The 24955-nt window shown below is 70.5% G+C and carries 19 protein-coding genes and 2 tRNA genes; 16 read left to right on the top strand and 5 right to left on the bottom strand.

Features of this window, described 5'->3' with window-relative positions:
* The first annotated feature begins 62 nt into the window (after positions 1-62).
* The 3 genes from OOZ19_RS27185 (at position 63) to ilvC (ending at position 3695) form a co-directional block, all read left to right on the top strand.
* Complete coding sequence (locus tag OOZ19_RS27185) at positions 63-1895, top strand: acetolactate synthase large subunit (protein ID WP_266093012.1); 1833 nt, start codon at positions 63-65, stop codon at positions 1893-1895.
* Positions 1896-2028: 133 nt separating this feature from the next.
* Complete coding sequence (gene ilvN, locus OOZ19_RS27180) at positions 2029-2535, top strand: acetolactate synthase small subunit (protein ID WP_184481913.1); 507 nt, start codon at positions 2029-2031, stop codon at positions 2533-2535.
* Positions 2536-2699: 164 nt separating this feature from the next.
* The gene (ilvC, locus tag OOZ19_RS27175; protein ID WP_266093011.1) at positions 2700-3695 is read left to right on the top strand and encodes a ketol-acid reductoisomerase; all 996 of its coding nucleotides are present in this window, start codon (positions 2700-2702) and stop codon (positions 3693-3695) included.
* A 555-nt stretch (positions 3696-4250) separates the two neighbouring features.
* Here ilvC and OOZ19_RS27170 read toward each other — a convergent pair.
* Complete coding sequence (locus OOZ19_RS27170; protein WP_266093010.1) at positions 4251-5132, bottom strand: LysR family transcriptional regulator; 882 nt, start codon at positions 5130-5132, stop codon at positions 4251-4253.
* 69 nt (positions 5133-5201) lie between these two features.
* Between OOZ19_RS27170 and OOZ19_RS27165 the strand changes: the two genes are divergently transcribed.
* From OOZ19_RS27165 to OOZ19_RS27140, 6 genes are all read left to right on the top strand, one after another.
* Entirely contained in the window at positions 5202-6260 is a 1059-nt protein-coding gene (locus OOZ19_RS27165) for an EamA family transporter (RefSeq protein WP_266093009.1), read from the top strand.
* A gap of 22 nt (positions 6261-6282) precedes the next feature.
* A complete protein-coding gene (locus OOZ19_RS27160) occupies positions 6283-6543 on the top strand; it encodes a DUF397 domain-containing protein (protein WP_266093008.1) in 261 nt (86 codons plus the stop codon).
* Positions 6544-6760: 217 nt separating this feature from the next.
* The gene (gene serA / locus OOZ19_RS27155; protein WP_266093007.1) at positions 6761-8350 is read left to right on the top strand and encodes a phosphoglycerate dehydrogenase; all 1590 of its coding nucleotides are present in this window, start codon (positions 6761-6763) and stop codon (positions 8348-8350) included.
* A gap of 235 nt (positions 8351-8585) precedes the next feature.
* Positions 8586-9629 (top strand): 3-isopropylmalate dehydrogenase, encoded by a 1044-nt coding sequence (locus tag OOZ19_RS27150; RefSeq protein WP_266093006.1) that lies wholly within the window; start codon positions 8586-8588, stop codon positions 9627-9629.
* A gap of 293 nt (positions 9630-9922) precedes the next feature.
* Entirely contained in the window at positions 9923-11611 is a 1689-nt protein-coding gene (cimA, locus tag OOZ19_RS27145; RefSeq protein ID WP_266093005.1) for a citramalate synthase, read from the top strand.
* 73 nt (positions 11612-11684) lie between these two features.
* Entirely contained in the window at positions 11685-12461 is a 777-nt protein-coding gene (locus OOZ19_RS27140) for a fumarylacetoacetate hydrolase family protein (protein WP_266093004.1), read from the top strand.
* Positions 12462-12679: 218 nt separating this feature from the next.
* On the opposite strand, the gene OOZ19_RS27135 is transcribed toward OOZ19_RS27140, so the two are convergent.
* Positions 12680-13915 (bottom strand): FAD-dependent oxidoreductase, encoded by a 1236-nt coding sequence (locus tag OOZ19_RS27135; protein WP_266093003.1) that lies wholly within the window; start codon positions 13913-13915, stop codon positions 12680-12682.
* 135 nt (positions 13916-14050) lie between these two features.
* Here OOZ19_RS27135 and gltX point away from each other — a divergent pair, with 135 nt between their 5' ends.
* The 4 genes from gltX (at position 14051) to OOZ19_RS27115 (ending at position 16870) form a co-directional block, all read left to right on the top strand.
* Positions 14051-15544: a glutamate--tRNA ligase gene (gene gltX / locus OOZ19_RS27130; RefSeq protein ID WP_266093002.1), complete on the top strand. Its 1494-nt coding sequence runs from the start codon at positions 14051-14053 to the stop codon at positions 15542-15544.
* A gap of 142 nt (positions 15545-15686) precedes the next feature.
* On the top strand, positions 15687-16490 hold the full coding sequence (locus tag OOZ19_RS27125) for an HAD family hydrolase (protein WP_266093001.1): 804 nt from the start codon (positions 15687-15689) through the stop codon (positions 16488-16490).
* 204 nt (positions 16491-16694) lie between these two features.
* Positions 16695-16766, top strand: a tRNA-Gln gene (locus OOZ19_RS27120).
* A gap of 31 nt (positions 16767-16797) precedes the next feature.
* Positions 16798-16870, top strand: a tRNA-Glu gene (locus OOZ19_RS27115).
* 249 nt (positions 16871-17119) lie between these two features.
* Here the strand turns inward: OOZ19_RS27115 and OOZ19_RS27110 are convergent.
* A complete protein-coding gene (locus OOZ19_RS27110) occupies positions 17120-17821 on the bottom strand; it encodes an IclR family transcriptional regulator (protein ID WP_184481893.1) in 702 nt (233 codons plus the stop codon).
* A gap of 96 nt (positions 17822-17917) precedes the next feature.
* Between OOZ19_RS27110 and leuC the strand changes: the two genes are divergently transcribed.
* The 3 genes from leuC to OOZ19_RS27095 all read left to right on the top strand — a co-directional run bounded on the left by leuC (position 17918) and on the right by OOZ19_RS27095 (position 21003).
* Positions 17918-19321 (top strand): 3-isopropylmalate dehydratase large subunit, encoded by a 1404-nt coding sequence (gene leuC / locus OOZ19_RS27105; RefSeq protein WP_266093000.1) that lies wholly within the window; start codon positions 17918-17920, stop codon positions 19319-19321.
* Positions 19322-19346: 25 nt separating this feature from the next.
* Positions 19347-19949: a 3-isopropylmalate dehydratase small subunit gene (gene leuD, locus OOZ19_RS27100; protein WP_266092999.1), complete on the top strand. Its 603-nt coding sequence runs from the start codon at positions 19347-19349 to the stop codon at positions 19947-19949.
* A gap of 229 nt (positions 19950-20178) precedes the next feature.
* Entirely contained in the window at positions 20179-21003 is an 825-nt protein-coding gene (locus OOZ19_RS27095; RefSeq protein WP_266092998.1) for an HU family DNA-binding protein, read from the top strand.
* A 500-nt stretch (positions 21004-21503) separates the two neighbouring features.
* Here OOZ19_RS27095 and OOZ19_RS27090 read toward each other — a convergent pair whose 3' ends face one another.
* Both OOZ19_RS27090 and OOZ19_RS27085 read right to left on the bottom strand, forming a co-directional pair.
* Positions 21504-22535 carry an NUDIX hydrolase gene (locus tag OOZ19_RS27090; RefSeq protein ID WP_266092997.1) on the bottom strand — a complete coding sequence of 344 codons (1032 nt, stop codon included), beginning with the start codon at positions 22533-22535 and terminating at the stop codon, positions 21504-21506.
* On the bottom strand, positions 22532-24763 hold the full coding sequence (locus OOZ19_RS27085; protein WP_266092996.1) for an RNA degradosome polyphosphate kinase: 2232 nt from the start codon (positions 24761-24763) through the stop codon (positions 22532-22534). Before OOZ19_RS27085 ends, OOZ19_RS27090 begins: the two co-directional genes overlap by 4 nt.
* Positions 24764-24955 lie beyond the last annotated feature (192 nt).

Below are 24955 nucleotides of genomic sequence, written 5' to 3'. Positions count from 1 at the left end.
CCCGGCGGGGGTTTTTTCGTGCCCACTCACCGACCACCACCGTTCGGACAGAGGCGAACTCGATGACCAGCGCCCACACCAGGCAGAGCCCGGTCCCGGCACCGCCGCCGGGACACCGTTCCAAACCAGCACCGCCCAACGACGCCCCAGTGCAGGTCACCGGCGCGCAGTCGCTCGTGCGGTCGCTGGAGTCCGTCGGGGCCGAGATCGTCTTCGGCATTCCCGGCGGCACCATCCTGCCTGCCTACGACCCGCTGCTGGACTCCACGAAGGTCCGGCACGTCCTGGTCCGCCACGAACAGGGAGCCGGGCACGCCGCCACCGGGTACGCCCAGGCCACCGGCAAGGTCGGCGTGTGCATGGCCACATCCGGCCCCGGCGCGACGAACCTGGTCACGGCGCTGGCCGACGCGCAGATGGACTCCGTCCCGATCGTGGCGATCACCGGTCAGCAGGCCACCAGCCTGATCGGCACCGACGCGTTCCAGGAAGCCGACATCTGCGGCATCACGCTGCCGATCACCAAGCACAACTTCCTGGTCACCAAGGCCGAGGACATCCCGCGCACCATCGCCGAGGCGTTCTACATCGCCGCCTCGGGGCGCCCCGGCCCGGTGCTGGTGGACATCCCGAAGGACGTCCAGCAGACCGCGACCACGTTCTCCTGGCCGCCGGAGATGAAGCTGCCCGGCTACCGGCCCACCAGCAAGCCGCACGGCAAGCAGGTGCGCGAAGCCGCGAAGCTGATCACCGCGGCGCAGCGGCCGGTGCTCTACGTCGGTGGTGGCGTGCTCAAAGCCGAAGCGACCGAGCAGCTGCGCAAGCTGGCCGAAGCCACGAACATCCCCGTCGTCACCACGCTGATGGCGCGCGGCGCGTTCCCCGACTCGCACCCGCTGCACCTGGGCATGCCCGGCATGCACGGCAAGGTCGCCGCCGTCGCCGCGATGCAGCGCTCCGACCTGCTGATCACCCTCGGCGCCCGGTTCGACGACCGGGTCACCGGCCAGCTGTCCTCGTTCGCGCCGGACGCGAAGGTCGTGCACGCCGACATCGACCCGGCGGAGATCTCCAAGAACCGCAACGCCGACGTGCCGATCGTCGGTGACTGCAAGGAGGTCATCGCCGAGCTCATCGACGCCGTCGCCACCGCCACCGAGGACGGCGGCACCGCCGACCTCGGGCCCTGGTGGACGCAGCTGAGCACCTGGCGCGACACGTTCCAGCTGGGCTACGAGTGGCCCGCGGACGGCAGCCTCGCCCCCGAGTACGTCATCGAGCGGATCGGCGCCCTCGCGGGCCCCGACGCCGTCTACGCGGCCGGTGTCGGGCAGCACCAGATGTGGGCGGCCCAGTTCATCGGCTACGAGCAGCCGCGCAGCTGGCTGAACTCCGGCGGGCTCGGAACCATGGGCTACGCCGTTCCCGCCGCGATGGGCGCCAAGGCGGGCGTGCCCGGCAAGGACGTCTGGGCCATCGACGGCGACGGCTGCTTCCAGATGACCAACCAGGAACTCGCCACCTGCGCCATCGAAGAACTGCCGATCAAGGTCGCCGTCATCAACAACGGCAACCTCGGTATGGTCCGGCAGTGGCAGAGCCTGTTCTACGCCGAGCGCTACTCACACAGTGACCTCGGAACCCACAAGCACCGCATCCCCGACTTCAAGCTGCTCGCCGAGGCGCTGGGCTGCGTGGGCCTGCGGTGCGAATCCCGCGAGGACGTCGACAGCGTCATCCAGCGGGCCATGGAGATCAACGACCGACCCGTCGTGATCGACTTCGTGGTGGGCAAGGACTCCCAGGTGTGGCCCATGGTGGCCGCGGGCACCGGCAACGACGAGATCATGGCGGCTCGCGGCATCCGCCCGCTGTTCGAGGAGGATGAAGCATGATCAGCCCTCTGTCGGCAGGAGGACTGCTCGACCGCACCGCAGGGGACCGTGACGCGAACCGGTCACGATCGACCTCGGAACGAGCGATGGAGCAGGACGCGACCAAGCCCACGAATCGCGGGGAGGCGGGACAGTGAGCCGACACACGCTCAGCGTGCTGGTGGAGAACGTGCCGGGTGCGCTCGCCCGCGTCTCGGGACTGTTCTCGCGCCGCAGCTTCAACATCGAGTCGCTGGCCGTCGGGCCGACCGAGCACCCGGAGATCTCCCGGATGACGATCGTGGTCGCGGTCAGCGACCAGCCCCTCGAACAGGTCACCAAGCAGCTCAACAAGCTGGTCAACGTGATCAAGATCGTGGAGCTGGAACCGGAGGTCGCGGTGCAGCGCGAACTGCTGCTGGTGAAGGTGCGCGCGGACGCCTCGGTGCGCAGCCAGGTCCTCGAGACCGTGCAGCTGTTCCGGGCCAAGGTCGTCGACGTCTCCCCGGAGGCGCTGACCGTGGAGGCCACCGGCGACGGCGAGAAGCTCAACGCGCTGCTGCGCATGCTGGAGCCCTACGGTGTCCGGGAAATGGTGCAGTCCGGGTCGATCGCCATCGGCCGCGGCCCCCGCTCCATCACCGCCACCGCGGTCCGCTGATCCGATTCCCGGCAGCGCCGCCGGGAAACCGACCGGCGGCGGGCATGGGCCCGCGGCCGGGACCCGCCGCGATCGCACCGGCCGCGGCACATCGGCGGGCAACACCGGGCAGGCACCGCCGGGAAGACAATCGAACAAGTCCCGAAAGGAACACGGAAACCATCATGGCAACTGAGATCTTCTACGACGCCGACGCCGACCTGAGCATCGTCCAGGGCCGCAAGGTCGCGATCATCGGCTACGGCAGCCAGGGCCACGCGCACGCGCTGAGCCTGCGCGACTCCGGCGTGGACGTGCGCATCGGCCTGCCCGAGTCGTCGAAGTCCCGCGCCAAGGCCGAAGAAGAGGGCCTGCGGGTGCTCACCCCGGCCGAGGCCTCGGCCGAAGCCGACCTGATCATGATCCTGGCGCCCGACACCAAGCAGCGCGAGATCTACGCCAACGACGTCGCCCCGAACCTCAAGGGCGGCGACGCGATCTTCTTCGGGCACGGCTTCAACATCCGCTACGGCCTGATCCAGCCGCCGTCGGACGTCGACGTGGCGATGGTCGCCCCCAAGGGCCCCGGCCACCTCGTGCGCCGCCAGTTCGTCGACGGCAAGGGCGTGCCGTGCCTGATCGCCATCGAGCAGGACGCCTCCGGCAGCGCGCAGGCGCTGGCGCTGTCCTACGCCGCGGGCATCGGCGGCGCGCGCGCCGGCGTCATCAAGACGACCTTCAAGGAAGAGACCGAGACCGACCTGTTCGGTGAGCAGGCCGTCCTCTGCGGTGGCGCGAGCGCGCTGGTGCAGACCGGTTTCGAGGTGCTCGTCGAGGCCGGCTACCAGCCGGAGATCGCGTACTTCGAGGTCCTGCACGAGCTGAAGCTGATCGTGGACCTGATGTGGGAGGGCGGCATCGCCGGGCAGCGCTACTCCTGCTCCGACACCGCCGAGTACGGCGACCTCACCCGTGGCCCGCGCGTCATCGACGCGCACGTCAAGGAGTCCATGCAGAAGATCCTGGGCGAGATCCAGGACGGCACCTTCGCGAAGGAATGGGTCGCCGAGGACGAGTCCGGCCGCCCGAACTTCAACAAGCTCCAGCAGGCCGGAAACGACCACCAGATCGAAGAGGTCGGCAAGAAGCTGCGCGCGCTGATGTCCTGGACCGGCAAGTGAGCGTTCGCGGACGATGACTTCGCGGCGTCATCTGATCGGTGACGTTCGCGATCAAGGCCCGGCGATCCCCACAAGGGATCACCGGGCCTTCGTCGTTTCGGCATCGACTTGTTCGGCTTGGCGTGGGGTTGCGGGGTGTGGAGTCGGGTTCGGCTTGGCGTGTGGCGTCGGGTTTTAGGGCCTTCCCCGGTTTGGGTGTGTGGTTGCTGTGGTGCGGTGGAAGGTCTTCTTTAGTGATTGCTTCCACGGCTCGTGTTGCTTTGGTGGTCGGGTAGCGGAACCTCAGCGGCTTCCTCGCTGCGGGATCTTTTTCCCGAGTGGCTCCGCCACGAGGGAAAAAGCTGTCCTCGCGAGGAAGCCGCTGAGAACCCGCGGGTGGTCGGCTTGTGGACGTGGGCTAAAGCGCTTCGCGCTTTACAGGCACGGCCTTCGGCCGCAAGGCAGGCTTTGCTTCGCTTGCCCGTTGCATGGCTTCGCCGCATAGGCATGGCCTTCGGCCGCTAGGTGGGGCTCGTTGTGCTCGTTCTGCGCGGCTTCGTGCTCGATGGTGGTCGGTCAGCGGGTGGGGCGGTGGGGTGCGTGGTCCGCTTCGGCGTAGAGCTCTGTTAGGAGGGCTACCGCGGCCGGGGTTGCGGGGTGCGGGTCGTGGCGGCGCCAGATCAGGTGAACGGGGACGGGGGCGGCGTCTCGGACAGGGCGGTAGACGATGCCGTCGCGGCGGTACTGGGTGAGGGTGCTCTGCGGGGTGATGCCCACGCAGCGGCCGGTGGAGATCGCGGCCAGCCAGTCGTCGATGTCCGGTGTGCGCTCCAGCTCGGGGCGGTCCTCCGGCGGCCACAGGTCCGCGGTGGTGGTGCCGGTGCGGTGGTCGACGGCCAGGACGCGCCGCCGGATCTCGTCCAGCGTCAAGGAACGGCGGCGCGCCCACGGATCGTCGGCGGCCAGCGCGCAGTAGCGGCGCTCGTGCCCGACGGTGGCGTGGGCGTAGCGGTGGGCGTCGATCCCCACGCGCGCCACCGCCAGGTCGCACGCCCCCTCGGCGAGACCGCCGGTCTGCGTGTTGGTGCGGACCAGGTGGAGCTCGACGTCGGGGTGGCGGCTCGCCCAACGGCGCTGGAACTCGTTGGTGTGCCTGCCCATCGCCGACCAGGCGTGGCCCAGCCGCAGCCGGGTGTGCCCGGTGGTGGCCTCGCGGACCAGGTCGTCGACCTCAGCGAGCAGGTGCCGGGCGCGGGCGAGCACCTGCACGCCCGCCGTGGTCGGAGTGCAGGTGCGGCTGGTCCGGTGCAACAGCCGCACGCCGAGCGCGTGCTCCAGCGCCAGCACCGTGCGCGAGACCGCCGCCTGCGAGACGCCCAGCTCGATCGCGGCGTCGGTGAACGTGCCGGTGTCCACGATCGCGACCAGGCACCGCAGGTGCCGCAGCTCCACATCCATGACTCCAGCGTATGGCGGGGGCCGCCGATGCATTTTGCGCGGCCGACGGCGACCCCGATTCTCGGGACCATGAGGACGGGAGCGGAGCGGGCCGAAAACCCCGCCGCGAGGGGAATCGCCGGACCGGAGACCGCCTGCGCGGTCAGCGGCGGATCGGGAACCGGTGAGCCGGGCGCCGGGACCACCGGGTCGGGCGGCACCGGCAGGGGTGCCGGGATGGCCCTGATGCTGGGCGGCGGGCTGTCCAACCAGCTCGGGGCGGCGACCGGGGCGCTGGCGTTCCCGGTGATCGGCCCGGCGGGCGTGGTCGCGGTGCGCCAGTGGGTCGCGGGCATCGTGCTGCTGCTGGCCGGACGGCCCCGGTTCCGCTCGTTCACCGCCCGCCAGTGGTGGCCGGTGCTGGGCCTGGCCGGGGTGTTCGCCACGATGAACCTGTCGCTCTACACCGCGATCGACCACATCGGCCTGGGACTCGCGGTCACGCTGGAATTCCTCGGGCCGCTGGCGGTGGCGCTGATCGCGTCCCGGCGGCTGCTCGACCTCGGCTGCGCGCTCGCCGCCGCCGCGGCCGTCGTGGTGCTCGTCCGCCCGCAACCGAGCACCGACTACCCCGGCATCGCGCTGGCGCTGCTGGCGGCGGTGTGCTGGGGCTGCTACATCCTGCTCAACCGCACCGTCGGCCGCCGGGTGCCCGGCGTGCAGGGCTCGGCCGCCGCGGCGGCCGTCTCCGCGGTCGCGTACCTGCCGATCGGTGCCCTGGTGCTCGTGCGCAACCCGCCGACCGCGGGGGCGCTCGGCTTCGCCGTCGTCGCGGGAGTGCTGTCGTCGGTCGTGCCCTTCCTCGCCGACCTGCTCGCGCTGCGCCGCGTGCCCGCGCAGTTCTTCGGGGTGTTCATGAGCGTCAACCCGGTGCTGGCCGCCCTGGCCGGGGCCGTGGTGCTGGGGCAGCGGCCGGGCTGGCCGGAGTGGGCCGCGATCGTGGTCATCGTCGGCGCCAACGCGGTCGCGACGCTGGCCGCCCCGCGGGCCGAGATCGTGCGCGGAGGCGGGATCGACCCCGCTGAGCAGCGATGCGGCGAGCGCACGGCGGTGCCGACCACACCCGATCATGCGATCGAGCGGACGTGACGGCGGCGGTATGGTGCCCGGCGTGAGCGAAGAGACCAGTACGACAGTGGACGCACCGGTGGACGACAAAGCGCACATCCGGCACAAGCTGGACTTCACCGACGCGGAATGGATCACCAGCACCGAGGACGACGACGAACCCGGCGTGGAGATCGCCTTCGTCGACGGTTACATCGGCATGCGCAACGGTGCCGAACCCGAAGGCCCGGTCCTCGTTTTCACTCCCGAGGAATGGGACGCTTTCGTCGCTGGAGCAAAGGACGGCGAGTTCGACGAACCGTGATCAATTAACCGCGCAATCAAGCGGCTGAGCTGCTAGAACACCTTCTTATTCCGATCCGGTCGAACACGGTTGCCGGTGCCCCCGGACGGTGTGGAGTGGGATTGGGATGCGTCACACCCTTGTGAACGAGTTCTCAATCTCCCGTTAAACTGCCTGACCGTCCGGGTACAACGCCGTGCCCTGCTACGACCGTGATCCCACTCAATGGAGCGCGCCCGTGACCAATCGTCCTGTCGTCCTGATCGCCGAGAAGCTTGCCCCCTCCGTGCTCGAAGCGCTCGGAGACGAGGTCGAGATCCGCCACGTCGACGGCACGGACCGGCCGGCCCTGCTCGCGGCCGTCGCCGACGCCGACGCACTGCTGGTCCGCTCCGCGACCAAGGTCGACGCCGAGGTCCTGTCCGCGACGAGCAAGCTCAAGGTCGTCGCCCGCGCCGGCGTGGGCCTGGACAACGTCGAGGTGCCCGCCGCCACCGAGCGCGGCGTGATGGTGGTCAACGCCCCCACCTCCAACATCGTCTCCGCCGCCGAGCACGCCCTCGCGCTGCTGCTGTCGGTGGCCCGCAACGTGGCCGCCGCGGACGCGAGCCTCAAGGCGGGGGAGTGGAAGCGCAGCTCCTTCAGCGGCGTCGAGCTCAACGGCAAGACCGTCGGCGTCGTCGGCCTCGGCAAGATCGGCCAGCTGTTCGCGCAGCGCATCGCCGCCTTCGGCACCAAGCTCATCGCCTACGACCCCTACGTGTCCGCCTCGCGCGCCGCGCAGCTGGGCATCGAGCTGGTGAGCCTGGAGGACCTGCTGGCGCGGGCCGACGCTCTCTCCATCCACCTGCCGAAGACGGCCGAGACGCTGGGCCTGATCGGCGCGGAGGAGCTCAAGAAGGCCAAGAAGGGCCTGATCGTCGTCAACGCCGCTCGCGGCGGCCTCATCGACGAGGAGGCGCTGGCCGAGTCGATCCGCAACGGCCACATCGGTGGTGCGGGCATCGACGTCTACAAGACCGAGCCCACCACCTCCAGCCCGCTGTTCGAGCTGGACAACGTCGTGGCCACCCCGCACCTGGGCGCCTCCACCGCGGAGGCGCAGGACCGCGCGGGCACCGACGTGGCCCGCTCGGTGCTGCTGGCGCTGCGCGGCGACTTCGTCCCGGACGCGGTCAACGTGCAGGGCGGCGCCGTCGGTGAAGAGGTGCGCCCGTACCTGCCGCTGACCCAGAAGCTGGGCCAGCTGCTGTCGGCCGTGCTGGGCAGCACGCCGACCTCGGTGACCGTGGAGGCTCGCGGCGAGCTCGCCGACGAGGACGTGTCGGTGCTGCAGCTCGCGGCGCTGCGCGGCGTGTTCTCCGGGGCCGTGGACAGCCAGGTCACCTTCGTCAACGCGCCGCAGCTCGCCGAGGACCTCGGGGTCGAGGTCGAGGTGAAGACCACCTCGGAGAGCCCGCACCACCGCAGCGTCGTCTCGGTGCGCGCAGGTCTCGCCGACGGGCGTTCCGCCGTCGTGTCGGGCGCGCTGTCCGGGGCGGACCTGGTGGAGAAGCTCATCGAGGTCAACGGCCGCCACTTCGACCTCCGGGCCGAGGGCAGCGTGCTGCTGCTGGAGTACCCGGACCGCCCCGGCGTGATGGGCACGGTCGGCACCCTGCTCGGTGAGGTGGGCGTGAACATCGAGGCCGCCACGGTCAGCCAGACGACCGAGCGCTCCGACGCGATCATGCTGCTGCGGGTGGACCGACCGGTCGAGGCCGGCGTGCTGGAGCCGATCGGTGCCGCCGTCGGCGCCCGCACGGTGCGGACGGTCGACTTCGAGTGATCCGCTGATCTCCGACCGGCGACGTCCGGTGCGACTGCGACGAGGGCCGTCCCACACTTGTGGGCGGCCCTTTTCGCGACCCGGCTCACCCGCGTCACCCGTTCGAGTGTCCCGCCAATCGGGAAGCCTCGACCACTTGGTGGGTCCGGCGTGCCTGCCTGCGTGGCCTTGCCGGTAGCCTTCGGCGCAACAGTTCTAGCCCCGCGGTTCGGGGTGGTAGTCGGGAGGTGTGTACATGCGGCTCGCTGTGATCCCCGGTGACGGGATCGGGCCGGAGGTAGTGGCCGAGGCGCTGAAGGTGCTCGGTGAGGTCGTTCCCGATACCGAGATCACTCGATACGACCTGGGAGCCGCGCGCTGGCACGCGACCGGTGAGCTGCTACCGGAATCGGTGCTCACCGAATTGCGCCAGCACGACGCGATCCTGCTCGGTGCGGTCGGCGACCCCTCGGTGCCCAGCGGGATCCTGGAGCGGGGGCTGCTGCTGCGGCTGCGCTTCGAGCTCGACCACCACGTCAATCTCCGCCCCGCTCGGCTGTACCCGGGTGTGAAGAGCCCGGTCAACGACCCGGGCGAGATCGACATGGTGGTGGTGCGCGAAGGCACCGAAGGCCCCTACGCGGGCAACGGCGGGCTGCTGCGCAAGGACACCACGCACGAGATCGCCACCGAGGTCAGCCTCAACACGGCGTTCGGCGTGGAGCGGGTGGTGCGGGACGCGTTCGCCCGCGCCGCATCCCGGCCGCGCAAGCACCTCACGCTGGTGCACAAGACCAACGTGCTCACGCACGCCGGTTCCTTGTGGTCCCGCGTGGTCGAAGAGGTCTCGCTGCAGCACCCCGACGTGACCGTGGCCTACCAGCACGTGGACGCCACCACGATCCACCTGGTGACCGACCCGGGCCGGTTCGACGTGATCGTCACGGACAACCTGTTCGGCGACATCATCACCGACCTGGCGGGCGCGGTCACCGGCGGCATCGGGCTGGCGGCGAGCGGCAACATCGACGCCACGCGCCGCAACCCGAGCATGTTCGAGCCGGTGCACGGCAGCGCGCCGGACATCGCCGGGCACGGGTCTGCGGACCCGACGGCAGCGGTGCTGTCGGTGGCGCTGCTGCTCGACCACGTCGGGCAGACCGAGGCGGCGCGCAGGGTGGAGGCCTCGGTGGCCTTCGACCTGGCGACGCGCGACCACTCGGCGCCGGGGGCGACCTTCGCCGTCGGCGATCGGCTCGCGGCGCTGGTGTCCTCCCGCGAGGTGGCCCAGCAGGCCTGATCCACGCACGCACGGCGGGCGCCTTCCCCTGGGGGAGGCGCCCGTTCTGCGTCGGATCGCGGTCCGCCCAAGTGGTACCGGTCGGCCGGGTTGTGGCAGCATGCGGGCGTGGCCATCAGCACCACGATCATTATCGGAACGCGCGCCGGGTGACGACTCCGCACCCCCGGCGCGCAGACCTCTCGCATTCCGCGGGGGGTCTTTTTTGTGCCCGGACGCTCCTGGCACGCGCCGCGAGGTGACGAGCAGTCCCCGCCGCAGGCATCGCCATCGAAGCCGACAGGAGAGATCCAGTGACTCGCACGATCCCGGCCGGAACCCCTCTGGGCGACGAATTCCACGTCTACGACACCACGCTGCGCGACGGCGCCCAGCGGGAAGGGATCTCCTACTCGGTTCCCGACAAGATCGCGGTCGCCCGGCTGCTGGACTCCCTCGGCGTCGGCTTCGTCGAAGGCGGCTGGCCCGGCGCGCTGCCGAAGGACACCGAGTTCTTCGCCCGCGCCGCCGCCGGTGAGCTGGAGCTGCGCCACGCCGCGCTCGTCGCCTTCGGCGCCACCCGCCGCGCTGGCGCCCGGGCGCACGAGGATCCGCAGGTGCGGGCGCTGGTCGACTCCGGCGCCCCGGTCGTCACGCTCGTCGCCAAGTCCGACCGCAGGCACATCGAGCGCGCGCTGCGCACCACCGTCGAGGAGAACCGCGCCATGGTCGCCGACACCGTGCGCTACCTGGTCGGGGAGGGGCGCCGGGTGTTCGTCGACGCCGAGCACTTCTTCGACGGCTACGCCCACGACCCGGACTGCGCGCTGCGGGTGCTGGAGGCCGCGGTGACCGCCGGGGCCGACGTGGCGGTGCTCTGCGACACCAACGGCGGGCAGCTGCCCACCGGGCTCGCCGACACCGTGCGGGAGGTCGTCGCGCGCACCGGGTTCCGCGTAGGCATCCACTGCCAGGACGACACCGCCTGCGCCGTGGCGAACTCGGTGGCGGCGGTGCAGGCGGGCGCCACCCACGTGCAGTGCACCGCGAACGGTTACGGGGAACGCGCGGGCAACGCCGACCTGTTCGCCGTGCTCGGGAACCTCACGACGAAACTGGACATGCCGGTGCTGCCGGAGGGCGGCCTCGGCGAGCTCACCCGCGTCTCGCACGCGCTCACCGAGATCGCCAACCTCGCCCCGGACACCCACCAGGCCTACGTGGGCGCGTCGACGTTCGCCCACAAGGCGGGGCTGCACGCGAGCGCGATCAAGGTGGACCCGGAGCTCTACAACCACCTCGACCCGGCCGTCGTGGGCAACACGATGCGGGTGCTGGTCACCGAGATGGCCGGGCGGGCGAGCCTCGAGCTCAAGGGCGCCGAGCTCGGCCTGGACCTGACGGAAGCGCCGGAGGCCGTCGGCACGGCGGTGCGCAAGGTCAAGGAGCTGGAGGCGCGCGGCTGGTCCTTCGAAGCCTCCGACGCGTCGCTGGAACTGCTGCTGCGCCGCGAGCTCACCGCCGCGGGCGAGCCGGACGCGGGGGAGCACGACGCGCCGTTCGACCTGGAGTCCTACCGGGTGGTGCTCGACCACCGCCCGGACGGGACGGTCGTGTCGGAGGCGACGGTGAAGGTGCACGTGGACGGGAACCGGGTGATCGCCACCGCCGAGGGCAACGGGCCGGTGAACGCGCTGGACGCCGCGCTGCGCGAGGCGCTCGTGGGGCGGTTGCCGTGGCTGGACTCGGTGGAGCTGGTGGACTACAAGGTCCGCATCCTCACCGACGCCTCCGGCACGGACGCGGTGACGCGGGTGCTGGTCGAATCCCGCGACGGCGCCGACGAGTGGACCACGGTGGGCGTGCACGGCAGCATCGTCGAGGCGAGCTGGCTGGCCCTGTGCGACGCCCTCGCCTACAAGGCCTTGCGGCACAACGCGCATCGCCGGTCCGAGGTGAGCGCCGTTTCGGGCGGCAGCGGCACCGGTGACGACACCGCATAGGCTGGGACGGTTCGCCTCGTCCCAGCACGAGCGAGCCGAGTACGAAGCAACCAGGAACGAAAAGAGGTCCGCCGTGCGCCTGGCCCGAGTCGCCCACTCCGACGGGGTGTCGTTCGTCGCGCTGGAACCCGATCCGTCCGCGCCGCAGGAGAAGGTGCTGGCCATCGAGATCGACCAGCACCCGTTCGGCGACCCCACCTTCACCGGGCGCAAGTGGCCGATGGCCGACGTCCGGCTGCTCGCGCCGATCCTGCCCAGCAAGGTCGTCTGCGTCGGCAAGAACTACGCGGACCACGCGAAGGAGATGGGCGGCGAGGCACCGGCGAACCCGGTCATCTTCATGAAGCCGTCCACCTCGGTGACGAGCCCGAACGCGCCGATCAAGCTGCCGCCGAACTCGGAGCGGGTGGACTACGAGGGCGAGCTCGCGGCCGTCATCGGCCAGCCCTGCAAGGACGTTCCGGAGGCGCGCGGGCTCGAGGTGGTCCTGGGCTACACGATCGCCAACGACGTCACCGCCCGGGACCAGCAGCAGGCCGACGGGCAGTGGACGCGGGCCAAGGGCTACGACACCTTCTGCCCCCTGGGCCCGTGGATCGACACCTCCGTCGACCCGGCGGACCTGGGCCTGCGCACCGAGCTCGACGGGGAGCTCAAGCAGCAGTCGCGGACGTCGCTGATGCTGCACGACGTCGCCGGTCTCGTGTCGTGGGTCTCCCGCATCATGACGCTGCTGCCGGGCGACGTGATCCTCACCGGCACGCCCGCCGGGGTCGGCCCGGTGCGGTCGGGGCAGAGCGTGTCGGTCTCCATCGACGGCCTGGGCACCCTCACCAACCCCGTGCAGTAGCCCCCGGCGGGCGGCGAAGCCACGTCGCCTCGCGGCCGAAGGCCGTGCCTGGATGTGCGAAGCGCATGGCCCACGTCGAGAAGCCGGTCACCCGCGGGTTCTCAGCGTCCTTCTCGCGAAGACGGCTTTTTCCCTCGTGCGGAGCCACTAGGGAAGAAGATCCCGCAGTGAGAAGGACGCTGAGGTTCCGCCGCCCGACCACCAGAGCAGAACGAGGACTACCCCCGCAACGCCTCGCGCGGTGGGCGTTCGCGCAGCGCGCCGTAGGCCAGCAGGTAGGGCGGGAGCATGCGCAGCGCCGGTATCCGCGTGATCAGCCGCAGCGGGCGCGGCAGCCGGGTCCGGTCGCCGAAGTCGATGTCGCCGCGCAGGCCGGGCTCGACCCCGTTGCGGTGCAACACCTTCTGCAGTCCCTGGATCAGCAGGGTCGTCGGCCACCGCCTGCGCTGGATCGCCGCGACGTGCCTGCGGCGCAATCGGCCTTCCCGCAGCGGCGTGGCCAGGTGGCGGGCCGCGGCGACCGCGTCCTGCACGGCCAGGTTGATGCCGATGCCGCCGACCGGGGACATCGCGTGCGCCGCGTCCCCGATGCACAGCAGCCCCGGCACGTGCCACTTCTGCAGCCGGTCGAGCGTGACGTGCAGCAGCTTCACGTCGTCCCACCCGGCGACCAGTTCGCGGCCATCGTCGAGCCACGGCACGAGGCGCCGCAGCCGCCGGTTGAACTCCTCGATCGGCCCGGACCTGCCGTCCGCGTCGGAGTCCTTCTCGATGATCGAGGCCGTCTGGTAGTAGTCGCCGCGGTCGATCAGCACGGTGAACGTGCGGTCGCGGATCGACCCGATCAGCCCGGCCGGGTCGTCCTCCTTGCGCGGCACCCGGAACCAGCGCACGTCCATCGGGGTGGGGAAGTTCCGCAGGTCGAGCTCCGGCAGCCGCCGGGCGAGCGAGTCCCGCCCGTCGCAGGCGACGGTGATGTCGGCGCGCAGCTCTCCGGTGCCGCCGTCGGCGTCGCGGTAGTGCACGCCGTTGACCCGGCCGCCCTCCCGGATCAGCCCGGTGACCTCGGTGCGCATCCGGAGTTCGAAGCCGCTCTCCTGCTTCGCCTCGTCGGCGAGCAGGTCCAGCAGGTCCCACTGCGGCACCAGCGCGAGGTAGTTGTACTTGATCGGCAGCAGCCGGAAGTCCCCGATGGTGACGAAGCCGCCGTCGGCGTCGATGGGCAGCCGCACCGTCTCCACCTTGCGTTGGGGCAGCTCGGCGAACCGCTCGGCCAGGCCCAGGTCGTCGATGAGTTGCAGCGTCGTCGGGTGCACGGTGTCGCCGCGGAAGTCGCGGAGGAAATCGCCGTGCTTCTCCAAGACGGTGACCTGCACCCCGGACCGGGCCAGCAGCAGGGCCAGGACCATGCCGGCGGGACCGCCGCCGATGATGCAGCAAGTCGTGCGCTCCATTGCGATCACTCCTACCCGGCGCCGCACACCGGTGCACTCCGAGATCGATATTCAACATGCGTTGAATAACCTCAGGGTGCTCCTCCCGGAGTCGCTGGTCAAGCACCGAACCCCGCCGGATAGGGTGGACCGGTCATGAGCACGCCAGAGTTCGCCACACCAGCGCCCGGAACCGTCCGCGCCCGGTTCTGCCCGTCACCGACCGGCACACCGCACGTCGGGCTCATCCGCACCGCCCTGTTCAACTGGGCTTTCGCCCGGCACCACCAAGGCACCTTGGTGTTCCGCATCGAGGACACCGACGCCAGCCGGGACAGCCAGGAGTCCTACGACGCGCTGCTCGACGCGCTGCGTTGGCTGGGGCTCGACTGGGACGAAGGTCCCGAGGTCGGCGGCCCCTACGGGCCGTACCGGCAGAGCGAGCGCAAGGACGTCTACGCGGACATCGCGCGGCGCCTGCTCGACGCCGGTGAGCTCTACGAGGCGTTCTCGTCGCCGGAAGAGGTCGAAGCCCGGCACAAGGCCGCGGGCCGCGACCCCAAGCTCGGCTACGACAACTTCGACCGCGACCTCACCGACGAGCAGAAGGCCGCCCACCGCGCCGAAGGCCGCACCCCGGTGCTGCGGCTGCGGATGCCGGACCACGACATCACCTTCACCGACCTCGTCCGCGGCGAGATCACCTTCCGCGCGGGCACCGTGCCCGACCCGGTGCTGGTCCGCGGCAGCGGCGACGCGCTCTACACGCTCACCAACCCCGTCGACGACGCGCTCATGCGCATCACGCACGTGCTGCGCGGCGAAGACCTGCTGTCGTCGACGCCGCGCCAGATCGCCCTCTACGAGGCGCTGCAGCGCATCGGCGTCACCGACTTCGTCCCCGAGTTCGGGCACCTGCCGTTCGTCATGGGCGAAGGCAACAAGAAGCTCTCCAAGCGCGACCCCGCTTCCGACCTGTTCCACCACCGCGACCGCGGATTCCTGCCCGAGGGACTGCTCAACTACCTCGCGCTGCTCGGCTGGTCCATCGCCGACGACCGCGACGTGTTCACCCTCGACGAGATGGTCGAGGCCTTCGACATCAGCCGGGTCAGCGGCAACCCCGCCCGGTTCGACCAGAAGAAGGCCGACGCGATCAACTCGGCGCACCTGCGGGCGCTCGCCCCGGACGACTTCGTGCAGCGCGTCGTGCCCTACCTGGTCGACGGCGGCGTGCTCGACGCCGAACCGACCGAGCAGCAGCTCGCGACCGTGCGGGCCGCCGCGCCGCTCGTGCAGGAACGGCTCATCGTGCTCTCCGACGCCGTCGGCATGATGCGATTCCTGTTCGCAGGCGAGGACTTCGAGCCCGAAGAGGCCTCCGCGGCCAAGGCCCTCGGCGACGACGCCCGGCCCGTGCTCGACGCCGCCATCGGCGCGCTCGACGCGCTTCCCGAATGGACCACCGAAGCCATCGAAGCGGCGCTGAAGGAGTCCGTCGTGGACGGACTCGGCATCAAACCCCGCAAGGCCTTCGCGCCCGTCCGCGTCGCCGTCACCGGCCGCACCGTCTCGCCGCCGCTGTACGAATCCATGGAACTGCTCGGCCGCGAGGTCTCGCTGAACCGGCTCCGCCGCGCGCTGGTCTGATCAGCAGCACGATTCCAGCGACCGGGTGATGTCCCCAGTGGACGTCACCCGGTACTGGTACCTCGACTAAACCGTGTCAGGCCAACGACTATCACCGTCTTGGACGAGGCGGACACCGCCGGTGAACCCCTAGCCTCTCGGGGTGACATCCGCGCCGCACCCTCCGACCACGCCTGAACTCGGCCGCATCAAAGCCGTGTGCCTGGACATCGACGACACCCTGCTCGACAACGCCGCCTCCTCCCGCCTCGGCCTGCGCGCCCTCATCGGCAACGACGCCGCCTGGCCCGTGTGGCGCCACACCACCGAAGACCACTACGAGCGGTACGTGGCCGGCGAAGTCGACTTCGCCACCATGTGCGTCGAACGCACCCGCGCCTTCTTCGCCGCCTTCGGCGAGCAGATCAGCGACGCCGAAGCCGCCGTCCGCGAGGACTACCGGATGGCCGCCATGCAGGCCGCCTGGCGGCTGTTCGACGACGCCCTGCCCTGCCTCGAATGGATGCGCGCCAGCGGCCTGCGACTGGCCGTCATCACCAACGCGCCCAGCGCCTACCAGCGCAAGAAGATCAGCCACACCGGACTGGCCGGCGCCTTCGACAGCATGCTCATCTCCGGCGAACTCGGAGTCGCCAAACCGGATCCGCGGATCTTCCACGCCGCCTGCGAATCCCTCGACGCGGCCCCGCACGAAGTCGTGCACGTCGGCGACCGGCTCGACACCGACGCCCTCGGCGCCGCCGACGCGGGCCTGCACGGCGTCTGGCTCAACCGCAGCGGCACCGAACACGCGCCGCCCGAAGGCGTTTCGATGATCACCAGCCTCGCCGAGCTCCCCGAACTCCTCGTCTGCGACCTGCCGTTCGCCCCCGAGATCCCCGCCCAGCACGCCCCCGGGGACCCGGCACCGCGCGAGACCACGCGCATCGGCGCGCTCACCCGCTGACCGAGCCCGGCCCGCGAACCGGTGACGTCCACCCGCGACGGTGCACCCGAAACCCGCCCCCACCAGGGAAATCGGCATAAGAGGGGGGTGCTGTCACGGCGTCGCGGGCCATGCTCTACTATTTTCATCAGCAAGGCGGACAGCGACGAACCGGTCGGACTTCCTCCAGAAGCCCGAGCGAAGACCGCTGGACACCGAAGCCGATGGGGTATGGTGTAATCGGCAGCACGACTGATTCTGGTTCAGTTAGTCTAGGTTCGAGTCCTGGTACCCCAGCGGAACGATCAGCAATGATCGTTCGTTCTAGGGCCCCGTCGTCTAGCGGCCTAGGACACCGGCCTCTCACGCCGGCGGCGCGGGTTCGAATCCCGTCGGGACTACAGTGATTAGGGCCCCACTTCCTTTTGGAAGTGGGGCCCTAATCGTGTTCGGGGTTGGTGAGTGGCTTTGTGCTGCTTTGGTGGTCTTGGTCTTGGTCTTGTTGGTGGGTGAGTGGTGGTCGTGCAATGCGACCGGCGTTGCGGTGGGGGCAGATGGTTCCTCGCGCGGACGGCTGTTCCCTCGTGGCGGAGCCATCGGGAAAGCGATCCTGCGGCGAGGAACCAGCTGAGACCCCGCTGCCGGGGGCCTCAGAGGCGGTTCTGCAAGCCTTCGGTTGCTGCTAGCAGGTCTGCTGCCCAGCGGGCTCCTGGGCGGCGGCCCATTCGGTCTATGGGGCCTGAGACGGAGATCGCGGCCACTACGCCGCCTTGGGAGTCGCGGACGGGGGCCGAGACGCTGGCCACGCCTGATTCTCGTTCCGCGACGCTTTGAGCCCAGCCCCGCCGCCTGACCTCCAGGAGAGTGCGTTCTCCGAAGACCGCTTCGGCCAGGACCGCTCGTTGCGTCGCGGGATCCGCCCAGGCGGCCAGGACCTTCGCCCCGGAGCCCGCGACCATCGGGAGGGTGGAGCCCACGGGGACCGTGTCGCGCAGGCCGCTGGGGGGTTCCGCGGAAGCGATGCACAGGCGCTGCATGCCGTCCCGGCGGTAGAGCTGCACGCTTTCGCCCGTGATGTCCCGCAATTTGGGCAGCACCGTCGAAGCGGCCTCCAGCAAGGGGTCCACCGCGCCGCCCGCCAGCTCCGCCAGTGCGGCACCGGGACGCCACCGGCCGTCCGAGCCGCGGCGCAGCAAGCGGTGCACCTCCAGGCCCACCGCGAGCCGATGCGCCGTCGCCCTGGGCAGGCCCGTGCGCCCGCACAACTCCGTCAGGCCGCACGGTTCGCCCGCCACGGCCTGCAACACGGCCACTGCCTTGTCCAACACTCCGATGCCGCTATGCTGTCCCACGTACCGATACTAACTTCTCGATATCTGAGAAGTCCACTCTTTGGGACAGTGCCCCGGAACCGGGGTGCGACCACCACATCTCGATGGGGAGGAGCGATGGGCAACACGCTCGCGGAGAAGGTCTGGAGCGGCCACATCGTGCGCCGAGGCGAAGGTCATGAGCCGGACCTGCTCTACATCGACCTCCACCTCGTGCACGAAGTCACCAGCCCGCAGGCGTTCGAAGGGCTGCGGCTGGCGGACCGGCCGGTCCGCCGCCCCGACCTCACGATCGCCACCGAGGACCACAACGTGCCCACCACCGGCATCGATCTCCCGATCGCCGACCCGGTGTCGCGCACCCAGGTGGACACCTTGCGGCGCAACTGCGAGGAGTTCGGCGTCCGCCTGCACCCGATGGGCGACGCGGAGCAGGGCATCGTGCACGTGGTGGGACCGCAGCTGGGGCTCACCCAGCCCGGCACCACGGTGGTGTGCGGCGACAGCCACACCTCCACCCACGGCGCGTTCGGCGCGCTCGCGTTCGGCATCGGCACCTCCGAAGTGGAGCACGTGCTGGCCACCCAGACGCTGCCGCTGCGCCCGTTCAAGACCATGGCGATCAACGTCGAAGGCTCGTTGCGGCCCGGCGTGACGAGCAAGGACATCATCCTCGCCGTCATCGCCCAGATCGGGACCGGCGGCGGGCAGGGCTACGTCCTGGAGTACCGGGGCGAAGCGATCCGGCAGCTGTCCATGGAATCCCGCATGACGGTCTGCAACATGTCGATCGAAGCGGGCGCCCGCGCCGGGATGATCGCCCCCGACGAGACGACTTTCGAGTACCTCAAGGGCCGCCCGCACGCGCCGGAAGGCACCGACTGGGACGCCGCCGTCGAGTACTGGAAGACGCTGCGCACCGACGAGGACGCCGAATTCGACGCCGAGATCACCCTCGACGCTGACTCGCTGACCCCGTTCGTCACCTGGGGCACCAACCCCGGGCAGGGCCTGCCGCTGGGGGAGCGCATCCCCGACCCGGAGACCATCGGCGACGACTCCGAGCGCTACGCCGTCGAGAAGGCGCTCGACTACATGGGCCTGGAAGGCGGCACGCCGCTGCGCGAGGTCGCCGTGGACACCGTCTTCCTCGGTTCCTGCACCAACGGCCGCATCGAGGACCTGCGGGCCGCAGCGGCCGTCCTGGACGGGCGCAAGGTGGCCCAGGACGTGCGGATGCTGGTGGTGCCCGGCTCGATGAAGGTGCGGCTGCAGGCCGAGTCCGAAGGGCTCAACGAGGTTTTCACCGCCGCGGGCGCCGAATGGCGTTCGGCGGGCTGCTCCATGTGCCTCGGGATGAACCCCGACCAGCTCGCCCCCGGCGAGCGCAGCGCGTCGACCTCGAACCGGAACTTCGAGGGACGGCAGGGCAAAGGCGGTCGCACCCACCTGGTCTCCCCGCTGGTGGCCGCCGCCACCGCGGTGCGCGGCACCCTGTCGTCGCCCGACGACCTCGACTGATCCACCCGACCCGAAAGGAGCAACGATGGAACCGTTCACCCAGCACACCGGCGTCGGCGTTCCGCTGCGGCGGTCCAACGTGGACACTGACCAGATCATCCCCGCCGTGTACCTCAAGCGGGTCGCGCGCACGGGGTTCGAGGACGCGTTGTTCGCCGCGTGGCGCAACGACGAGAACTTCATCCTCAACAACGACGCCTTCCGCAACGGCAGCGTGCTGGTCGCCGGACCCGACTTCGGCACCGGATCGTCCCGCGAGCACGCCGTGTGGGCGCTCAAGGACTACGGCTTCCGGGTGGTCATCTCCTCCCGGTTCGCCGACATCTTCCGCGGCAACTCCGGCAAACAGGGACTGCTCGCCGCCGAGTGCGCCCAGTCCGATGTGGAACTGCTCTGGAAGCTGCTGGAGAACGAGCCCGGCACCCAGGTGACCGTCGATCTGCAAGAGCGGACCGTGCAGGCGAAAGACCTCACCGTCCCGTTCGCCATCGACGACTACACCCGCTGGCGGCTGCTGGAAGGGCTCGACGACATCGGTTTGACCCTGCGCCACGCCGAGACGATCGACACGTACGAGAAAACCCGCCCTTCCTTCAAACCGGCCACGCTGCCCGCTCGCGCGGGCTGAACCGGAACCGGCCGCGGGCTCGGTTCTCCTTGCTGCGCAGGGAAAATCCGACTCCGCGGCCGGTGTTCACAACCTAACCGGGAAACCGGCGATACGAGCCCTGAGCCGCCGAAAGCCCCACGCCCCAACGAAAAAATGGGGCGTGGCGAATGGCATTCGGCAACTCAGGGCTTTACCGTGGGTTTTGAGTCGGCCCGACGGGGCCGTTGTTGTCCTGGGAGGGACTGAAGTGAACAAAGCCCAACTCATCGAGGCACTCGCGGAACGCCTCGGCGACAAGAAGACCGCCAGTCAGGCGGTAGAGGGCGTCGTGGACCTCATCGTCCGCAACGTCAACAAGGGCGAAAAGGTCAACATCACCGGCTTCGGTGTCTTCGAGAAGCGCGCACGTGCCGCCCGCACCGCGCGCAACCCGCGCACCGGCGAGGCCGTCAAGGTGAAGAAGACCAACGTCCCGGCATTCCGCGCCGGCACCCAGTTCAAGGAAGTCGTGGGCGGCAGCCGGAAACTGCCCCGCGCGACGGCCGCGAAGTCGGCGGGCACCAAGTCCGCGGGCACCCGCAGCACCGCGACGAAGACCGCGGGCACCGGGCGCGCCACGACCAAGTCCGCCGGTACGGCGACCAAGGCCCCCGCCACCAAGGCAGCGGGCACCCGGAGCACGGCGAAGACCGCCGCCGCCACCAAGACGGCGCCGAAGAAGGCCGCCGCCACGCGGTCCAGCGCGAAGCCGGCCGCCACCAAGGCCGCGCCGAAGACGGCCGCGGGCAGCAAGACGACCGCCGCCAAGTCCACCGGAACCAAGGCGACCGCGACCAAGGCGACCGCCTCCAAGGCCGCCACCGGCAAGGCCACGACCTCCAAGGCGACGGCCACCAAGGCTCCGGCCACCAAGGCCGCGCCGAAGAAGGCCGCCACCACCAAGGCCACCGCCTCGAAGTCGACCGCCAAGACCTCCGCCGCGAAGACCTCCGCGGCCAAGACGTCCGGCGCCCAGACCTCGACCGCCAAGGCCTCCGCGGGCAAGACCACGCGCAAGACCGCCAAGAAGTGAGCGCTCGCCGCCTGAGCGAGCCGAGCTTCGCAGGCGTTCGCGGGTGGCATCCCCGCACACGGCGCAGCGTCACCCGCGCCACGCGCGGCGGCGGAGCGACGCGCGGCCCCGGTACCCGTGCCACGGGCACCGCGGCCGTGCCCGAACAGAGGTGCTCCGCCGGTTCTCAGCGATGATCCCGGTGCGATCGCGATGGCGATCGGGCCGGGATCATCGCCGTTCCGGTCCAAGAACCGCTCCACGGCGAGACGTTTCCAGCCTCGATGCCCCGCCTCGGACGCCCCGGTCCGCGAAGAGCGAAGCGACCGAACCGCGCCTTGCGGCCGGAGGCCGTGCCTGTATGCGCGTCAGCGCATAGCCCACGTCGAGAAGGCGGTCACCCGCGGGTTCTCAGCGGCTTCCTCGCGAGGACGGCTTTTTCCCTCGTGGCGGAGCCACTCGGGAAAAGATCCCGCAGCGAGGAAGCCGCTGAGGTTCCGCCACCCGGCCACTCAAGCAACTCATCCAGCGGCAGAGGCGTCCGCCAGGTAGTCGGCCGACACCAGCCGCAGCAGCGGGCCGGAACCGTTGCCGGTGTGCACGTCCCGGCTGAACCGCAGCGTCCACACGCTCCCCTTGGCGCTGACCACGTCCCCGCTGACGGCTTCGCCCACCGCGAGCTCGGCGCTCGGGGCCTCGCCCGGCTCGGCCGGGTGCAGCGCGGCGGATTCCACCAGCCTGCCCACCAGATCCGGGATCACGCCGCCCTGGCTGCAGACCACTGCCGTGCCCGCGCCCGCTGCGATCCGCAGCAACCGGTGCACGGCCGCGGCCGGGTCCTCCAGGTAGCCCTCCTCGGACAGCAGCGGCTCCGGGGCCACCTCGATGCCCAGGTCCGCCGCCAGCGGCTGCACCGTCTGCGCGCAGCGCACCCGAGGCGCCGAGTACACCCGTTCCGGACCGAACAGCGGCAGCCAGGAGTGCAGCGCGTCGCGCTGCCTGCGACCGGCCCCGGACAGCGGACGCAGGGTGTCGTCACCGTCGAAGTCCGACCGCTTCCCGGCCTTCGCGTGCCGCACCAGCAGCAGCGTCACCGGGTCGTCGGGCAGCGCGGTGAACTCGTCCAGAACGTGCCGGTCCTGCGGGTAGCTCAGCAGTTCCCGCGCCTTCGGCAGCGCCGTCCACACGAGTTCGTCGACCTCGTCGTTGACCTCGAAGTGGCCGTCGCCCGCGCGGGCGATGAAGTAGTCCACCTGCTTGCCGGTGCCGCCGCCCGCGCCCGGAACCTCGTAGCTGACCCGCCTCAGGAAGCCGGAGAGCACGCAACCGAACCCGGTCTCCTCCAGCACTTCCCGCGCGGCGGCGTGCGCCGCCGTCTCACCCGGATCGAGCTTTCCCTTCGGCAGCGACCAATCGTCGTAGCGCGGGCGGTGCACCACGGCCACCTCGGGCGCCCCGTCGGTACCGGGGCGCCACAGCACCGCCCCCGCGGCACGGATCGTCACCGGCCTGCTCGTCGTCATCGGTTGCTCCGGTTCGTGCGCAGCGGTCATTGCACCTTCGCCCCGTGCTGGCGCAACATCTCCGCCTGGTGATCGCGAACCTGCTCGCCGCTGCGCGGTGAGGCCTCCCAGTCGCCCTTGGCGTTGAGCACCCAGCACCGCGTCGACGGGTGCAGCGCCGAGTCCAGCATCGCGTCCAGCTGCTCGGTCAGCTTCGGGTCGACCACCCGCACCTGCGCCTCGATCCGGCGATCCAGGTTGCGGTGCATCATGTCCGCGCTGCCGATCCAGCGTTCGTCGATGCCGACGAAGTGGAACACCCGGGAGTGCTCCAGGAAGCGCCCCAGGATCGACCGCACCTCGATGTTCTCGCTGAGGCCGACCACCCCGGCCTGCAGCGCGCAGATGCCGCGCACCACGATCCGGATCGGCACGCCCGCCAGCGAAGCCCGGTACAGCGCGTCGATGATCTGCTCGTCGACCAGCGAGTTGACCTTCATCCGGATGCCGCACGGCTCTCCGGCGCGAGCGCGCTCCGCCTCCGCCTCGATGCGTTCCACGATGCCGAGCCGGATGCCGTGCGGGGACACCAGGATCCGCCGGTACGTGCCGTGCCGGGCGTAGCCGGTGAGCACGTTGAACAGGTCAGTGAGGTCCGCGCCCACCGCCGGGGCGGCCGTCAGCAGCCCCAGGTCCTCGTAGGTGCGGGCAGTCTTCGGGTTGTAGTTGCCGGTGCCCAGGTGGCAGTAGCGGCGGATCGTGGAGCCCTCCTGGCGGACCACGAGCGCCGTCTTGCAGTGCGTCTTCAAGCCCACCAGGCCGTAGACCACGTGCACGCCGGCGCGTTCCAGCGTGCGCGCCCACTGGATGTTGGCCTGCTCGTCGAACCGCGCCTTCAGCTCGACCAGCGCCACCACCTGCTTGCCCGCCTCGGCGGCGTCGATCAGCGCGTTCACGATCGGCGAGTCGCCGGAGGTGCGGTACAGCGTCTGCTTGATCGCCAGCACGTGCGGATCGGCCGCGGCCTGCTCGATGAACCGCTGCACCGAGGTGGAGAACGCGTCGTAGGGGTGGTGCACCAGCACGTCGCCCTCGCGCAGCGTCGCGAAGATGCTCTTCGGCGTCTGGCCCTCCGCGAACGCGGGGTGCGTGGCGGGCACGAACGGCGGGTTCTTCAGATCCGGGCGTTGCAGCTTGTCCAGCTGGAACAGGCAGGACAGGTCCAGCAGCCCCGGCACCTCGACCACGTCGTGCGCGTCGACTTCGAGCTCCCGCAGCAGGAGTTCGAGCATCGTCTCGCTCATCGTGTCGGTGACCTCGAGGCGCACCGGCGGGCCGAACCGGCGGCGCGCCAGCTCCCGCTCCATGGCCTGCAGCAGGTCCTCGTCGCGGTCCTCCTCCACTTCCAGGTCCGCGTTGCGGGTGACCCGGAAGATGTGGTGGTCGCTAATGTCCATGCCGGGGAACAACGTGTCCAGGTGCGCGGCGATGAGCTCTTCCAGCGGCAGGAACGTCGCCCGCTCGTTCTCCCGGTCGGCCTCGACGCGGATCAGCCGGGGCACGTTGTCCGGCACCTTGACGCGGGCGAACCGGCGCAGGCCCTCCTCCGGGTCGCTGACGGTGACCGCGAGGTTCAGCGACAGCCCCGAGATGTACGGGAACGGGTGCGCCGGGTCCACGGCCAGCGGGGTCAGCACCGGGAAGATGTGGTCGTCGAAGTAGCGGCCCAGCACCTGCTGCTCAGGCCGGTCGAGCTGCTCCCAGCGCATGATCCGGATGCCGTTGGCCTCCAGTTCCGGCACCAGCTCGTCGAGGAACGTGCGGCCCAGCTTCTCGGTGAGGTCCTGGTTGCGGGCGGCGATGCGGGCGAGCTGCTCGTGCGGTGTGAGCCCGTCGGCGCTGCGCACCGAGAGCCCGGTCTCCTCGCGGCGCTTCAGGCCCGCGACGCGGACCATGTAGAACTCGTCCAGGTTGGAGGCGAAGATCGCCAGGAACTTGGCGCGTTCCAGGACCGGTTGCGAGGGATCCTCGGCGACGGCGAGCACGCGGGCGTTGAAGTCCAGCCAGGACAGCTCGCGGTTCAGGTAGCGGTCGTCGGGCAGGTCGGTGCTGGCTGCGGCGCGGGTCACCGCGGGCGGAGCGGCCGGCACGCGGGCGCCTTCGCCGTTCACCGGCGGTTTCGGCGCCGGAGGCGGGGCCGGGGCAGCGGTCGCGGCGGCGGTCTTGCGCCGAGCGCTCGCCGGTGCCGCCGAGGTGGTTGCGGGCTTCGCGGTGCGCATCCGGGACGTCCTCGGCTTCGCTGCGGGGGAGCCGCCCGTGGCGTTCGGTGCGGCCTTCGCCGTGGAGGTCTTGCGCGCGGTGGACTTGGCGGCGGTCGATTTCGCCGTCGTGGATTTCGCTGCGGTGGGCTGCGAGGCCGTGGGCTTGGCCGTCGTGGATTTCGCTGCGGTGGGCTGCGAGGCCGTGGGCTT

It is taken from the genome of Saccharopolyspora sp. NFXS83 (genome assembly GCF_026241095.1).
Classification (GTDB): Bacteria; Actinomycetota; Actinomycetes; order Mycobacteriales; family Pseudonocardiaceae; genus Saccharopolyspora_C.
The sequence above is the reverse complement of the archived record's forward strand: the minus strand, read 5'-3'. Positions and strand labels throughout refer to the sequence as shown.